The organism is Neisseria flavescens, from assembly GCF_001618065.1.
Classification (GTDB): domain Bacteria; phylum Pseudomonadota; class Gammaproteobacteria; order Burkholderiales; family Neisseriaceae; genus Neisseria; species Neisseria flavescens_A.
In genome coordinates this window covers 81441-97916 of the sequence record NZ_LAEI01000045.1, presented here as the reverse complement: position 1 = coordinate 97916, position 16476 = coordinate 81441, and the positions used below count along the sequence as shown (strand labels likewise).

Sequence of the window (16476 nt, the reverse complement as noted above, 5' to 3'; positions counted from 1 at the left end):
CTGAAAATGAGATTTCAGACGGCCTTTTTATTACGCTTTATACAATGAAAAATGCCGGAGACTTAACCATCTCCGGCATTTTTGAATAAGGTGGCGAGCCGAACCCCCGGCACTGGCTCATCAGAGTGGGCTGCTGGCTTCCGCCCCTGACCCGGTGTTCCGAATTACCATGCGGGGAGACCCGCCATAGAAGAAACGCATTATAGCGGTTTTACAGAAAAACTCAAGCGATAAAATCTCTCAGGCCGTCTGAAAACCATTTACACGACAAGATTGTAAACAATATTACCTAGTTGCAAATCATTCCCATTGAAATGTTTATTGTCTTTTCCATTGAAAAATATCGAAAATTACACTACATTAACACCTTACGCCATCAAGAAGAAATTGCATTTTTCAGATGGCCTTTAATATAAAAACATTACATCCATCAACGGAACACGACCATGACCACGACTACTGCCCCTCAGCGTATTCGAGAAATTCCCTATAACTATACTTCTTATACCGACCGCGAAATCGTCATCCGACTGTTGGGCAACGAAGCGTGGCAAATCCTGCAAGACCTGCGCGGTCAACGCAAAACAGGACGTTCGGCACGAATGCTGTTTGAAGTATTGGGCGATATTTGGGTGGTCGTGCGCAATCCGTATCTGGTCGATGACTTGCTGGAGCACCCAAAACGCCGCGCCGCGTTGGTACGCGAAATGCGCCACCGCTTAAATGAAATCCGCAAACGCCGCGATGATAATCGGCAAGTGGATGTCTTGGTTGCCGCAGCAGAAAAAGCAGTCAAGCGTTTTGATAGCAGTTTTGATGAAACCATCCAAAAACGCCATCTAATTTTGGAGCGCTTAAGCAAAATCACCAAACCGCACAACATCATGTTTGACGGATTGGCTCGCGTAACGCACGTTACCGATGCGACCGACTGGCGCGTGGAGTATCCATTTGTCGTCGTCAATCCTGATACCGAGGCAGAGATCGCGCCTTTGGTGCGCGCCTTAATCGAGTTGGACTTAGTTATTATCCCGCGCGGCGGCGGTACGGGTTATACCGGTGGCGCTGTACCTTTGGACGCAAACAGCGCAGTCATCAATACCGAAAAACTCGACAAGCATCGCGGCGTCGAATACGTTGAGCTGGCAGGCTTGGATGGCAGACATCCAATTATCCATTGCGGCGCAGGCGTAGTAACCCGCCGGGTAGAAGAAACCGCACATCAGGCAGGTTTAGTGTTCGCCGTTGATCCGACTTCCGCCGATGCGTCTTGCGTGGGTGGTAATGTGGCAATGAACGCAGGCGGTAAAAAAGCCGTGCTGTGGGGTACTGCCTTGGACAACCTCGCCTACTGGAACATGGTCAATCCTCAAGGCGAATGGTTGCGTATCGAACGCGTGCGCCACAATTTCGGCAAAATCCACGATGAAGAAACCGCCTTGTTTGACGTACATACGTTCGATTCAGACGGCATCAATATCGTTAAAACCGAACGCTTGGAAATTCCCGGTCACAAATTCCGCAAAGTCGGTTTGGGCAAAGACGTTACCGACAAATTCTTGAGCGGCCTGCCCGGCGTGCAAAAAGAAGGCACGGACGGCATCATCACCAGCGTTGCTTTCGTGTTACATAAAATGCCGAAATACACGCGCACCGTGTGTATGGAATTTTTCGGCACGGTCGCCACCGCCACACCTTCCATCGTCGAAATCCGCGATTTCCTGCTTGCCCATGAAAGCGTACGACTGGCCGGTTTGGAACATTTAGACTGGCGTTACGTCCGCGCTGTCGGCTATGCCACCAAAGCGGCAGGTAAAGGCCGACCTAAAATGGTCTTGCTGGCAGACGTGGTTTCCGACGATGAAGCTGCCGTGCAGGCAGCCGCCGAACACATCTGCGAACTCGCCCGCGCCCGTGACGGAGAAGGCTTTATCGCCATATCTCCAGAAGCGCGCAAAACCTTCTGGCTTGACCGCAGCCGCACCGCCGCCATTGCCAAGCATACCAACGCCTTTAAAATCAACGAAGACGTGGTAATCCCACTTGAAAGGCTCGGCGAGTATTCAGACGGCATCGAGCGCATCAACATTGAGCTTTCCATCCAAAACAAACTCAAACTCTGTGCCGCCTTGGAGCAATATCTGTCCGGCAAACTCCCCATCGACAAAATGGGCACGGACTTGCCGACTGCCGAACTTTTGGGTGAACGCGGCAAACACGCCCTTGCCCACGTTTCCGCTGTCAAAGCGCGTTGGGAATGGTTGCTCGCCAATCTCGATACGCCGCTTGCCGACTACAAAGCCCGCTACGGCGCAGCCGTCCACGCCGCGCCCGAAGCCAAAGACAATGAAAGCTGCTTTATTGCCTTCCGCGATTTCCGCCTGCGCGTGTCCGTCAAAGACGACGTAATGAAACCGCTCGCCGAAATCTTCAGCGGCAAAACCGACACCAAAATCATCGAAGGCTTGGGCAAAATCCACGCCAAAACCGTACGCGGCAGAGTCTTCGTTGCGTTGCATATGCACGCCGGTGACGGCAACGTCCACACCAACATCCCTGTCAATTCAGACGATGCCGAAATGCTTCAGACGGCCTACCGTTCGGTCGAACGCATCATGAAAATCGCCCGTTCGCTCGGCGGCGTGATTTCCGGCGAACACGGCATCGGCATTACCAAGCTCGAATTTTTGACCGATGAAGATTTGCAACCGTTTTGGAACTACAAAAACCAAGTCGATCCCAAACACACCTTCAACCGTCATAAACTGATGAAAGGCTCGGACCTGCGCAACGCCTATACGCCGTCTTTCGAGCTTTTGGGGGCGGAATCTCTGATTATGGAAAAATCAGACCTCGGCACCATCGCCGATTCCGTCAAAGACTGTCTGCGCTGCGGCAAATGCAAACCTGTTTGCTCTACTCACGTTCCGCGTGCCAACCTGCTGTACAGCCCACGCAACAAAATCCTCGGCGTAGGCTTGCTGACCGAAGCCTTCTTATACGAAGAACAAACCCGTCGCGGCGTTTCCGTCAAACATTTTGAAGAACTGATGGACATCGGCGACCACTGTACCGTGTGCCACCGCTGCGTTAAGCCCTGCCCTGTCAACATCGACTTCGGCGACGTTACTGTAGCCGTCCGCAACTACCTTGCCGATTCCGGCCACAAACGCTTTGCGCCTGCGGCTTCAATGGGCATGGCATTTTTGAACGCCACAGGCCCCAAAACCATCAAAGCCCTTCGCGCCGCCATGATACAAACCGGCTTCCCTGCGCAAAACTTTGCCTACAAAATCGGCAAGCTTCTTCCGATCGGCACTAAAAAGCAAAAAGCCGAACCGAAAGCCACCGTCGGTACCGCCTCAATCAAAGAACAGGTTATCCACTTCATCAACCGTCCTTTACCAAAAAGCGTGCCTGCCAAAACTCCGCGCTCCATGCTGGGTATAGAAGACGACAAGAGTATTCCTATCATCCGCAACCCGGCTGCGCCGGAAGATGCCGAGGCCGTGTTCTACTTCCCAGGTTGCGGCTCTGAGCGCCTGTTCAGCCAAATCGGACTTGCCGTTCAAGCCATGCTTTGGCATGTCGGTGTACAAACCGTCCTGCCGCCGGGCTATATGTGTTGCGGCTATCCGCAAGACGCTGGCGGCAATAAGGCTAAAGCCGAAGAAATGAGCACCAACAACCGCGTGGCTTTCCACCGTATGGCGAACACCCTCAACTACCTCGACATTAAAACCGTCGTCGTCAGTTGCGGTACCTGCTATGACCAACTGGAAAAATACCGTTTTGAGGAAATCTTCCCAGGCTGCCGTATCATCGACATCCACGAATATCTGCTTGAAAAAGGGGTGCAGCTAAACGGGGTGCAAGGTCAGCAGTACCTCTACCACGACCCTTGCCATACCCCGATTAAAACCATGAACGCCACCCAAATGGCCAGCAGCCTGATGGGACAGAAAGTCGTCTTAAGCGACCGCTGCTGCGGCGAGTCCGGTATGTTTGCCGTCAAACGACCCGACATTGCCACTCAGGTCAAGTTCCGCAAACAAGAGGAAATTGAGAAAAACCTCAAAGAGCTGCCGCAGGGCGAACCCGTCAAAATGCTCACCTCCTGCCCAGCCTGCCTGCAAGGCTTGAGCCGCTACGCCGACGACAACAATATGCCTGCAGACTACATCGTCATCGAAATGGCAAAACACATCCTCGGTGAAAACTGGCTGGATGAGTTTGTGAAAAAAGCCAATAACGGCGGTATAGAAAAAGTATTACTCTAAGGACTTAGACAAAAACTTTTGGATGTAATAAAGGCCGTCTGAAAATCTTTCAGACGGCCTTTTTATTCAAAAGAATCAAAATACAATAATCAAATGCCTTTACAAATAGCGATGCTACACCAGCAGTATTTAATAAAAAATAAAACCTGAGGCTTTTATCTCCCAGGTTTTATTTTCAAGTCTTATGCTTTTTCTTGCTGACGTTTTCTTTCTGCCATCATTTCATGCAATGTTTGCTTGGCAGGTTTCATCGGAACATGGTTATTGGTCCAGCTTAACTGCTTGCTTGGCGTCAATGCACGGAATTTGGTAGCAGCCCAGCCGAATGCTCGATAAGCTTTACTGCCGCTGAAAATACCGTTAAACGTACGCCATGCCATTTGTTCACCGAAAGTATGCGATGCACCTTGACCACGGATAGGATGTGGAACGGTTTCTGTTGGCGAACGTTGTGCTTCAACACGCAGGCGTTGCATTTGTTCGGTAATAGGAATGCGTACCGGACAAACTTCAACGCAGGCGCCACACATGGTACACGCAGTCGGCAGATCGCGTGTCGCATCCAAACCTAACAAATGCGGAGAGATAATCTCGCCAATCGGGCCGGGATAAGTCGTACCGTAAGCCGCGCCACCGATACGGGTATAAACCGGACAGTGGTTCATACACGCACCGCAACGGATACATTGCAAGGTACGGCGCATTTGATCTTCTGCATAAGCTTGGCTACGGCCGTTATCAAGCAGTACCAAGTGCATTTCTTGAGGGCCGTCCAGCTCTTCGCTACGGCGAGGACCGGTAATCATATTGAAATAAGTGGTAATGTTCTGACCGATAGCTGAACGTGGCAACAGGCTGTACAAAGGCGGCACATCCGACAGTTTCGCAACCACTTTTTCAATACCGGTAATGGCGATGTGCACAGGCGGTACAGTGGTACTCAAGCGGCCGTTACCTTCGTTTTCCACCAGGCACAAAGTGCCTGTTTCTGCAACGGCAAAGTTCACACCGCTCAAACCGACGTCGGCAGTGCTGTAAATATCGCGCAGTGCTTTACGGGCAAAGCCGGTCAGTTGGTCCACGTCGTCTGTTAATGGAGTACCGAGATTTTGATGGAAAAGCTCGCTTACCTGCTCTTTGGTCTTGTGAATGGCAGGCATCACGATATGGGTTGGTTTCTCGCCGGCCATTTGTACGATAAACTCGCCCAAGTCGCTTTCAACCGCTTTGATGCCCCGGTCTTGCAGATAATGGTTCAGCTCAATCTCTTCGCTGACCATAGATTTGCCTTTCACCATCAGCTTACCGTTTTTATCGGTAATGATGTTGTGAATGATTTGGCAGGCTTCGGCCGGTGTTTCCGCCCAGTGGACTTTAACGCCCAACTTGGTCAGATTTGCTTCTAATTGTTCCAATAATGCAGGCAATTTAGACAACGAACGCTGACGGACGTGTTCACACAAATCCCGCAGGCTTTGCAGCTCTTCTTCATCTGTCAAAACGGCTTTGCGCTTGGTCATCAGCATATCCATCGCTGTGCGCAAGCTTTTACGCAGAGGCTTGTCTTGCAAAGAAATCGCGGCGTTTTGCTTGAACGTTTCCGGCTTCATATGGAATTTAATGGTTTGGGAACTCATGCTTTTTCCTCCAAATCGGCAGGGGAAATATGATCAGGCAGAACGGCCAAAACCACTAAATCGCGCGGGCCGTGTGCACCATAGGCCAAAGTCAATTGAATATCGGCAGTCTTAGACGGGCCGGAAATCAAAATAACGTTGGTAGGCATGCCTTTTTCTACCAGTTTTTCACCTTCAACAGCATTATGGAATTCGTTGTACATCTTGCTGGTGTCAAACAGGCAGAAATGCACAGGCGGAACCAAACTCAGGCTGCGCGGCTCAACAGGGCTGGACTCCAGCATAATCGTACCGGTACGGGCAATACCGCATTTAGAGCCGCTAAAACCAGCCTCAATATCGGTAAAGAATTCGTTTTTCCAGTCGTCGATTTTTCGCTCAAAACCACACGCTTCAATATTAGTATCGGCCAAAGCTGCACGAGCCAGCTGGCCGTGTTCTGTTTCCAATGGGAGCAGAATATTTTTCAAGCCTTTGCCTTCGGCTGCTTGGCGGAATACTTGCGGCCAGTTGGATTTGGTAACCCAATAGATTTCAGTTTTAACGGCACGCATGGCAGCCGCCCAATGTTTCAAGCGCTCGACATCGTTAGCCCAAGAAACACCCATTTCACGGTAATAATCGAAAACCGGCGGCTCTTCCATCGGCAAGGCATCGGCTTTTTTCAATTTCGCTAAAATATTTTCGCGCGCGCTCATGCTTTACCTCCGGTACGTTCCAACAGGAAAGATGCAATATGTTTCGGACGTGGCATATTGGGTTCGTCTTTGGCAATTTTACCGCCGATATTCATCATGCAGCCGCAGTCCGCGCTGATGATTTCAGTTGCGCCTGTTTCTTTCAGGGCTGCAACTTTGTCGGTTACCATCGCGCCGGAAATATCGGCCTGTTTCACAGAGAATGTACCGCCAAAACCGCAGCATTCACTTTCATGGTCGTGAACGATACGTTCAACATTTTCCATGCCGTCAATCAGCTGCCAGCCTGACAAATGGACATTCATCTCGCGACGCGCCGCGCAGGAAGTATGAACGGCTACTTTAACCGGCTCGCCTTTATCTTCAGGTTTGTAACCAATCGCCAGCAGGAAGTGGGTAAATTCAATGATACGATTGGCGCAATCAATAGCTTTTTGTTCGTACTCGGTACCTTTAAACAAAGTCGGCCAGTGGTGTTTCATCATGCCGCCGCAAGAACCGGAAGGCACGACAATCGGCCAATTTTCAGGGAATAAATCCAGTTGCGCTTTGGCAACATCAAAGGCTTCTTTAGGATGACCTGACGAATAGGCCGGTTGGCCGCAGCAGCTTTGCTCCATTGGATAATGGACACGGATACCCTGTTGTTCGATTAAAGTAATGGCATCCATACCGGCTTCCGGCATGAAGATATCGAGAACGCAAGTACCGAAGAAATAAACATCGGTCGGCTTGCTGTCGTATACAGTGATTTGTGGTGGTTTGATTGCGCTCATTTTTTTTGGAACGGGACAACCCGTTTTCTTGTATAAAAATTAAGATGGGTACTTTAAGTAATTGCTTGTAACGGGTCAAGTCTAATTTTAAAAAATAATATTAAAAAAGCATGACAAATCAGACAGAGGGCTTTCCCTTATTAACTTGATAATCTACATAATAACCACTATCAATAAGAAAACTGATGGATTCATTTTTTAATGAATGAAGCTCATATATTCTCTCTCTATTTAAAACAGAATAACTGCCCTCTTTCTAGAATTTTGATTTACATCAGAAGTCATGAACTTAATCTCTATGACTCATTTTTAAACAAAATAAGCGACCCATTATGCTGTACATATGTTTCAGACGGCCATATCTGAATAAAAAGATGTCTAAGATAATAAAAATAAAAGTTTTTCTCACAAGACTCAGGCCGTCTGAAAGATAAGTTCGTCAAAAGGCCACTTTCCGTATACTCAACCCTACTTTTAATCAAAATCAAACACTTGAAAAACCTTTTCCGGAGCCGCGAAAACCCTATGCACACTCAAGCACTTCCAGTATCATTGAGGCAGTTTCTTGACGCAAAATTACAGTCTTGGCCGCCCACAATCGGCATGGATTTGCAAAAGAAGTGAAACCAAGCTTCAAAACAATTTCACCTTAACTTCGGAGTAGGCATTATGTTGACCCAGACTCAACAGGTTGATTTGACCTTGCATCACCTTAAAGAACGCACCCTATCGATATACACTCCCGAACAGCGTGCAAGCATCGAGGCATCTGAAGACTGGAAACAGTTTGACAGACGGCTTGAAGAACACTTTCCAAAACTGATGCACGAGCTGGACAACGTCTACAACAACAACGAAGCCGTCCTCCCCATGCTGGAGCAACTGATTGCCCAAGCATGGCAAAGCTATTCCCAACGCAACTCATCTTTAAAAGATATCGATATCGCGCGCGAAAACGATCCTGACTGGATTTTGTCCAACAAACAGGTTGGCGGCGCGTGCTATGTCGATTTGTTTGCAGGCGATCTGCAAGGCTTGAAAGCCAAAATCCCTTATTTCCAAGAGTTGGGCCTGACCTATCTGCACCTGATGCCCCTGTTTAAATGCCCTGAAGGCAAAAGCGACGGTGGCTATGCAGTCAGCAGCTACCGCGATGTCAATCCGGCACTGGGTACAATAGATGACTTGCGCGATGTTATTGCCGCGCTGCACGAAGCAGGCATTTCCGCCGTTGTCGATTTCATCTTCAATCACACTTCTAACGAACACGAATGGGCAAAAGGTTGCGCCGCCGGTGATCCGCTCTACGACAACTTCTACTACATCTTCCCTGACCGCTGGATGCCCGACCAATACGACCGCACCCTGCGTGAAATCTTCCCCGACCAACATCCGGGCGGCTTCTCCCAACTGGAAGACGGACGCTGGGTATGGACAACGTTCAACTCCTTCCAATGGGACTTGAATTACAGCAACCCATGGGTATTCCGTGCCATGGCAGGCGAAATGATGTTCCTTGCCAACTTGGGCGTTGATATTCTGCGCATGGACGCCGTTGCCTTTATTTGGAAACAAATGGGCACAAGCTGCGAAAACCTGCCTCAGGCACACGCTCTGATTCGCGCGTTTAACTCTGTAATGCGTATCGCAGCGCCAGCCGTGTTCTTCAAATCCGAAGCCATCGTCCATCCTGACCAAGTTGTCCAATACATCAGCCAAGACGAATGTCAAATCGGCTACAACCCTCTGCAAATGGCATTGTTGTGGAACACCCTCGCCACACGCGAAGTCAACCTGCTCCATCAAGCACTGACCTACCGCCACAACCTGCCCGACCACACAGCATGGGTCAACTACGTACGCAGCCATGACGACATAGGCTGGACGTTTGCCGATGAGGACGCATGGCAGTTCGGCATCCACGGCTACGACCACCGACAATTCCTCAACCGCTTCTTCGTCAACCATTTCGACGGCAGCTTCGCGCGCGGCGTCCCCTTCCAATACAACCCAAACACTGGCGACTGCCGTGTCAGCGGTACAGCCGCAGCATTGGTCGGTTTGGCTCAAAATGACCCATATGCCGTTGACCGCATTAAACTTTTGTACAGCATCGCCCTGAGTACCGGTGGTCTGCCGCTGATTTACTTGGGTGACGAAGTGGGTACGCTCAATGATGACGACTGGTCGCAAGACAGCAATAAGAGCGACGACAGCCGCTGGGCACACCGTCCTCGTTATAATGAAGAGTTGTACAACCAACGCCATGACAGCTCGACCACTGCCGGTCAAATCTTCCAAGGTTTGCGCCATATGATTGCCATCCGCCAAAGCAATCCGCGCTTTGACGGCGGCAAGTTGGTTACCTTCAATACCAACAACAAACACATCATCGGCTATATGCGCAACAACGCACTATTGGCATTCGGCAACTTCAGCGAACATCCACAAACCATCAGTGCGCATACGCTGCAGGCCATGCCGTTTAAAGCGCACGATTTGATCAGCGGTCAAACCGTTTCCCTGAATCAGGATTTGGTACTGCAACCCTATCAAGTCATGTGGCTTGAAATTGCATAAGCCGAAATTTTGATACACCACTCAAGGCCGTCTGAACAAATCAGCGTTCAGACGGCCTTTTAAGAAACTAAGATGTATTTTGTATTTTGGGCAGTTTCGCTTAGAATGCATGCTTTAATACCAGATGACACACTAAAAATCAGGAGTAAAAATCCATGTTGAAAAAATTCGTACTCGGCACCATCGCTGCAGTAGTTTTGGCTGCTTGCGGCGGCGAAGGCAGCAACTCAGCTTCTTCTGCACCGGCCCAATCCGGCGCGGCTTCCGGCTCACTGATTGAGCGCATCAATAACAAAGGTACCATCACTGTCGGTACGGAAGGTACTTACGCACCCTTCACCTACCACGATAAAGACGGCAAATTGACCGGCTACGATGTCGAAGTTACCCGCGCCGTTGCCGACAAACTGGGCGTAAAAGTCGAATTTAAAGAAACACAATGGGACTCTATGATGGCAGGTTTGAAAGCCGGCCGTTTCGACGTGGTTGCCAACCAAGTCGGCCTGACCAGCCCTGAGCGTCAAGCAACTTTTGACAAATCCGAACCTTACAGCTGGAGCGGTGCTGTATTGGTTGCGCGCAAAGACAGCAACATCAAATCCATCGACGACATTAAAGGCGTGAAAACCGCACAATCCCTGACCAGCAACTATGGTGAAAAAGCCAAAGCTGCAGGCGCAGAACTCGTACCGGTGGATGGTTTGGCGCAATCCCTGACCTTGATTGAACAAAAACGTGCCGATGCAACCCTGAACGACGAATTGGCAGTATTGGACTACCTGAAGAAAAACCCAAATGCCGGCGTAAAAATCGTTTGGTCTGCACCGGCTGACGAAAAAGTCGGCTCCGGCTTGATTGTCAATAAAGGCAACGATGAAGCATTGGCTAAATTCAGCACAGCCATGAACGAACTGAAAGCCGACGGCACGCTGAAAAAACTGGGCGAACAATTCTTCGGAAAAGACATCAGTGTTAAATAATTTCCTTGCCTCTCTGCCGTTTATGACGGAAACACGCGCTGATATGCTCATCAGCGCGTTTTGGCCCATGGTCAAAGCCGGCTTCGCAGTGTCTTTGCCTTTGGCGATCGCTTCTTTCGTTATCGGCATGATTATTGCCGTAGCCGTTGCTTTGGTGCGGATCATGCCCTCCGGCGGTATTTTCCAAAAATGCTTGCTGAAGCTGGTGGAATTTTATATTTCGGTCATTCGCGGCACGCCGCTTTTGGTGCAGTTGGTCATCGTATTCTACGGTTTGCCTTCCGTCGGCATCTATATCGACCCGATTCCTGCCGCCATCATCGGCTTTTCGCTCAATGTCGGCGCATACGCTTCCGAAACCATACGCGCGGCAATCTTGTCCGTACCTAAAGGCCAATGGGAAGCCGGTTTCTCCATCGGTATGACCTATATGCAGACGTTCCGCCGTATTATCGCGCCACAGGCATTCCGCGTTGCCGTACCGCCTCTAAGCAACGAGTTTATCGGCTTGTTCAAAAACACCTCGCTTGCCGCCGTAGTAACGGTAACAGAGCTTTTCCGTGTTGCCCAAGAGACAGCAAACCGTACTTATGACTTTTTGCCCGTTTATATCGAAGCCGCATTGGTTTATTGGTGCTTCTGCAAAGTGCTGTTTTTGATTCAGGCGCGCTTGGAAAAACGCTTTGACCGCTATGTCGCCAAATAAGGAGTTGTCATGATTAAAATCCGCAATATCCATAAGACCTTTGGCGAAAATACCATTTTGCGCGGCATCGATTTGGATGTCGGCAAAGGACAAGTGGTCGTTATCCTAGGCCCGTCCGGCTCGGGCAAAACCACGTTTTTACGCTGTTTAAACGCTTTGGAAATGCCAGAACAAGGTCAGATCGAGTTTGACAACGCGCAGCCGTTAAGCATCGATTTTTCCAAAAAACCAAGCAAACACGATATTTTGGCACTGCGCCGCAAGTCCGGCATGGTGTTCCAACAATACAACCTCTTCCCGCACAAAACTGCGTTGGAAAACGTCATGGAAGGGCCGGTTGCCGTACAAGGCAAACCTGCCGCTCAAGCGCGTGAAGAGGCTGTCAAATTGCTTAAAAAAGTCGGTTTGGGCGATAAGATCGACCTCTACCCCTACCAGCTTTCCGGCGGTCAACAGCAGCGCGTCGGCATTGCCCGCGCATTGGCGATTCAGCCTGAACTGATGCTGTTTGACGAACCAACTTCCGCGCTTGACCCTGAATTGGTACAAGATGTTTTGGATACCATGAAGGAGTTGGCACAAGAAGGCTGGACCATGGTTGTCGTTACGCATGAAATCAAATTTGCCTTGGAAGTGGCAACCACCGTCGTCGTGATGGACGGCGGCGTTATTGTCGAACAAGGCAGCCCGCAAGATTTGTTCAATCATCCCAAACATGAGCGCACACAAAAATTCCTGCGCCAAATCCGTGCGGACAATACCGAGCTTCAAATTTAATTGAAACAACAGATAATTTGAAAGCATTTCCGACTGTCATTTCATAAAGGCCGTCTGAATAAGTGAAATAGAAATCGTTGATTTCGTTTTCATACTTGTTCAGACGGCCTTTTATATATCTTTTCAGGTAAAATAACGCCTTTCGTTTTACTCATCCCCTTGCCTGCCATCATGATAGAAATTAAAAAACTCACCTTACAACGCGGTTTGAAAGTCCTACTCGATAAAGCCGATGCCGTAATCAACCCCGGCCAACGCGTTGGTTTAATCGGTAAAAACGGTACAGGCAAATCCAGCCTGTTTGCGCTGATAAAAGGTGAAATCACTCAAGATGGCGGCGAAATCCTTATTCCCAAAACATGGCGTCTGGCTTCTGTCTCTCAAGAAACGCCTGATTTAGATATCTCCGCATTAGACTACGTTTTGCAAGGCGATGCCGAATTGCAGGCTTTTCAGACGGCCTTAGCCCAAGCAGAAGCGCAAAACGACGGCATGAAGCAGGCCGAATATCACGCCAAACTTGAAGAAATCGATGCCTATACTGCTCCGGCACGTGCCGCCAAACTGCTTAACGGCTTAGGTTTTGCACAAGAAGAACATACGCGTCCCGTCAAATCCTTCTCCGGCGGCTGGCGTATGCGCCTCAACCTTGCCCAAGCGCTGATTTGTCGTGCCGATTTGCTACTTTTGGACGAACCGACCAACCACTTGGATTTAGAAACCGTACTGTGGCTGGAAAACCATCTCGCTTCCCTACCCTGTACGCAAATCATCATCTCCCATGACCGCGACTTCTTGAATGCCACCACAACGCAAACCATCGAGCTATCTCAACAAAAACTGACCCAATACGGCGGCAATTACGATTTCTATCAAGCCGAACGCGCCCAACGTCTGGCACAACAACAAGCCGCTTACATCAAACAGCAGGCACAAATCAAACATCTGCAATCCTTTATCGACCGTTTCAAAGCCAAAGCCACAAAGGCCGTACAAGCTCAAAGCCGCATGAAGGCTCTAGCCAAGCTCGAACGCATTGCTCCCGCGCATTTGGATAGCGAATTTTCCTTTGAGTTTGCCAATCCGACACACCTGCCTAATCCATTATTGAAACTCGACCATGCCGACTTGGGTTATGGCGACAATACCGTTTTGCACGATATCACCTTGTCTCTGGAAAGCGGCGCACGTTACGGCCTATTGGGTGTTAACGGCAGCGGTAAATCCACATTTATCAAAGCATTGGCAGGGAAAATCGATTTACTTTCCGGCAGCATCGTCCGCTCCGAAAAGCTCAATATCGGCTATTTTGCCCAGCACCAACTGGACACATTACGCGCCGACCAAAGTCCGGTTTGGCATATCCAGCAGCTTTCTCCCGAAGTCCGCGAACAGGAAATCCGCAACTTTTTAGGCGGTTTCAACTTTGTTGGCGATATGGCGGTTCAAAAGACCGAGCCGTTCTCCGGCGGCGAAAAAGCGCGGCTCGCCCTTGCCATGATTATCTGGCAAAAACCTAATCTGCTGCTGCTTGACGAACCGACCAACCACCTAGACTTGGATATGCGCCACGCCCTGACACTTGCCCTGCAAAGTTTCCAAGGCGCATTGATTGTTGTTTCGCACGACCGCAGCCTGCTTGAAGCGACTACCGACAGCTTCCTATTGATTGACAAAGGCCGTCTGAACAACTTCGACGGCGATTTGAACGACTACCGTCAATGGCGGTTGGCACAAGAAAACGCAGCTGCTGCCCCCGCCGCTTCTGCACAAAGCCAAAGCCGTAAGGACACCAAGCGCATAGAAGCACAAATCCGTCAGGAAAAAGCCAAACGCAGCAAACCGATTCAGCAGAAAATCGACAAAGCCGAAAAAGAAATCGCACGATTAACTGATATTCAGACGGCCTGTGAAGCATTTTTGGCACAAGAATCTGCTTATTCAGAAGAAAATAAACCCAAATTGCAAGAGACACTCGCACAATTAACAGAAACTAAAGTAAAATTAACGCAACTGGAAGAAAACTGGCTGCAATGGCAGGAAGAGCTTGAGCAAATCCAAGTTGATGTCGAAGCCGAGTTTTCCCAATAAAAATAGAGCCATCAGGCCGTCTGAAATAAAACACAATACGGAAAAACATGACTTCAACCATCAAACAAGCCGGATACTTCTTCGTATCCTCTTTCGTCTTGGGCATTTCTCTTCACGCAGCCGCCGCAGTTTATTCCTGCGGCAACGGCAGCTATACTTCCGAACCCAAATCCTCCTGCGCACAGGCCGAATTGCCTAAAATCAGCGGCCATCAAGGCAGCGGTTACCACCTCAACATCCGCAGCCTCAATGCCTCTGATGAACGCGCAAGTGCAAAGCCTAAGAAAAAGGCACGCGCGGAAAAATCCGATAAACAAGAGAAAAAAGCCGACAAACCGAGCAAAAACAAAAACCGTGCAAAAGCTAAGAAACAGCAGCCCATGCCGTCTGAACAAGAATAAAATGCTCAACTGCAACGCATCAGCCCTACCTAAATCATGAAAAAATATCTGCTTACCCTATCCCTGCTGCCGCTCGCCGTTTTCAACAGCCAAGCCCACGCCGCAAAAATCTATACCTGTGAAGTCAACGGCTCGATTGTCTATACCTCGCGCCCAAGCGGCAACTGCCAAGCCGTCAACGATTTGCCGATTGTCGGCAAATACAGCAGCAGCCGATACGACGCCCCGGTCAGCGATGCGCCTACACTCAACGCGCCAACATCACAAACGGCTCCGGCAAAAAGCAAAAATACAGCGACAAAATCTAACCACAAAGCAACACCCAAACCTGCCCCTGTCCGCACCGCTTCTGAAACAGCTCCTCCTCCGGTTCCAAAATCCTCCGGCGTCAACAGCCGCCGCTCTATTTTGGAAACCGAGTTGTCCAATGAACGCGCGGCTTTGGCCGATGCCAAAAAGCAACTAAGCCAAGCGCGGACAGCCAAAGGCGGCAGCGTCAATCAACAGGCCATCAGTACGTTGCAAGGCGCGGTTTTGGATAGAGAGAAAAACATTCAAGCCCTCCAGCGCGAACTGGGCAGAATGTAAGTCCAAATCAATCAAAACATCAGGCCGTCTGAATAGGTGGAAACGAAATCCAAAATTTTCGTTACGCCAAGCAGACGGCCTGAATCCTATAATGATTACGCCCGTTTCAATTTCTTGTGCCTAGTAAATACGGTATAATTTGCCCTTTACGCACATTACCTCCAGTCTTTTCAGACGGCCTTTATCTCATGACTGCAAAATCTTCTAAAACCCAAACAAAAAAACGCGTCTCAACCAAACCGGCAGCCAAACCGACCACACGCAAATCCACCAAAGCACAAACTCAAGCCGACAATAAAGTCTCCCAACGCCTCAAGGCCGCCAAAGAGCTGCAAAGAAACGAAGAAAAAAAAGCGCGCCCCGAGCATGTCGTCAACTTGATTAATGATGCTTTATGGCTGTTTGGCTTGGTTATCACCATTTATCTGGCTATTTCCCTGGCCAGCTTCAGCATGGACGACCCTGCATGGTCGCGCAGCGTTCCCAAAAGCAACGATGTCGCCAATCTCGGCGGCCTCTTTGGCTCCTATCTTTCCGATGTCGGATATTATCTGTTTGGCTTATCGTTTTGGTGGTGGATAGCCGCCTCTTGCGTTTTCCTCTACAAAAATTTCCGCCCCATGAAAAAGCAGGAAAACCATAAACCTTACAATCACGGCGTAGCCGCTTTGGCATTATTCCTCCTGCTGGTGTGCAGCCCGATTATCGAACATTTCCTGTTTGACAATGCATTGAGCGAATCCCTTCCCGTCGGTGCAGGCGGCTTGGTCGGCTTGCTGGCGGGTTCAGGCTTGGCTTGGCTGTTGGGTAAATCGGGCAGCCTGTTGATTATGCTGGTGATGTTGCTTTTGTCCATTTCCCTGCTGGCTCAGGTGTCATGGTTGGAAGTCATGGCCAAATCCGGCAGCCATATGGGCGGCCTGTTTAGCAGCCTGATGAAAAAACTGTATCAATTCCAAAAT

11 protein-coding genes, 1 other RNA gene and 1 pseudogene are annotated in these 16476 nt (G+C 49.6%); 9 read left to right on the top strand and 4 right to left on the bottom strand.

The annotated features are described in order from the left end of the window. Positions 1–89: 89 nt before the first annotated feature. Positions 90–186, bottom strand: an RNA gene (gene ffs, locus TW89_RS07310) — signal recognition particle sRNA small type. Positions 187–446: 260 nt separating this feature from the next. Between ffs and TW89_RS07305 the strand changes: the two genes are divergently transcribed. Next, positions 447–4280 (top strand): DUF3683 domain-containing protein, encoded by a 3834-nt coding sequence (locus tag TW89_RS07305; RefSeq protein WP_128581007.1) that lies wholly within the window; start codon positions 447–449, stop codon positions 4278–4280. Between the two features lie 182 nt (positions 4281–4462). Here TW89_RS07305 and TW89_RS07300 read toward each other — a convergent pair whose 3' ends face one another. From TW89_RS07300 to TW89_RS07290, 3 genes are read right to left on the bottom strand one after another with little or no spacing between them, the layout of a single operon-like run. Continuing rightward, positions 4463–5917, bottom strand: coding sequence for a LutB/LldF family L-lactate oxidation iron-sulfur protein (locus TW89_RS07300; RefSeq protein ID WP_128581006.1), 1455 nt, complete (start codon positions 5915–5917; stop codon positions 4463–4465). Continuing rightward, entirely contained in the window at positions 5914–6615 is a 702-nt protein-coding gene (locus TW89_RS07295) for a LutC/YkgG family protein (protein ID WP_128581005.1), read from the bottom strand. The genes TW89_RS07300 and TW89_RS07295 overlap by 4 nt, the downstream gene beginning before the upstream one ends. Beyond that, entirely contained in the window at positions 6612–7391 is a 780-nt protein-coding gene (locus TW89_RS07290; protein ID WP_049336155.1) for a (Fe-S)-binding protein, read from the bottom strand. Before TW89_RS07290 ends, TW89_RS07295 begins: the two co-directional genes overlap by 4 nt. 669 nt (positions 7392–8060) lie before the next feature. On the opposite strand from TW89_RS07290, the gene TW89_RS07285 reads away from it, so the two are divergent. From TW89_RS07285 to TW89_RS12285, 8 genes and pseudogenes are all read left to right on the top strand, one after another. Further along, a complete protein-coding gene (locus TW89_RS07285) occupies positions 8061–9971 on the top strand; it encodes an alpha-amylase family protein (protein ID WP_049349784.1) in 1911 nt (636 codons plus the stop codon). A 155-nt stretch (positions 9972–10126) separates the two neighbouring features. Beyond that, on the top strand, positions 10127–10951 hold the full coding sequence (locus TW89_RS07280) for an amino acid ABC transporter substrate-binding protein (RefSeq protein ID WP_049323223.1): 825 nt from the start codon (positions 10127–10129) through the stop codon (positions 10949–10951). Further along, positions 10941–11657 (top strand): amino acid ABC transporter permease, encoded by a 717-nt coding sequence (locus TW89_RS07275; RefSeq protein WP_049323221.1) that lies wholly within the window; start codon positions 10941–10943, stop codon positions 11655–11657. Before TW89_RS07280 ends, TW89_RS07275 begins: the two co-directional genes overlap by 11 nt. A 9-nt stretch (positions 11658–11666) precedes the next feature. Continuing rightward, entirely contained in the window at positions 11667–12434 is a 768-nt protein-coding gene (locus TW89_RS07270; protein ID WP_128581004.1) for an amino acid ABC transporter ATP-binding protein, read from the top strand. Between the two features lie 171 nt (positions 12435–12605). Continuing rightward, a complete protein-coding gene (locus TW89_RS07265; protein ID WP_128581003.1) occupies positions 12606–14525 on the top strand; it encodes an ATP-binding cassette domain-containing protein in 1920 nt (639 codons plus the stop codon). A gap of 47 nt (positions 14526–14572) precedes the next feature. Next, entirely contained in the window at positions 14573–14926 is a 354-nt protein-coding gene (locus TW89_RS07260) for a nucleolar protein (protein ID WP_128581002.1), read from the top strand. A gap of 36 nt (positions 14927–14962) precedes the next feature. Further along, complete coding sequence (locus TW89_RS07255) at positions 14963–15514, top strand: hypothetical protein (protein WP_128581001.1); 552 nt, start codon at positions 14963–14965, stop codon at positions 15512–15514. 188 nt (positions 15515–15702) lie between these two features. Beyond that, positions 15703–16405 (top strand): annotated as a pseudogene (locus TW89_RS12285) (DNA translocase FtsK 4TM domain-containing protein); the annotation flags it as partial. Positions 16406–16476 lie beyond the last annotated feature (71 nt).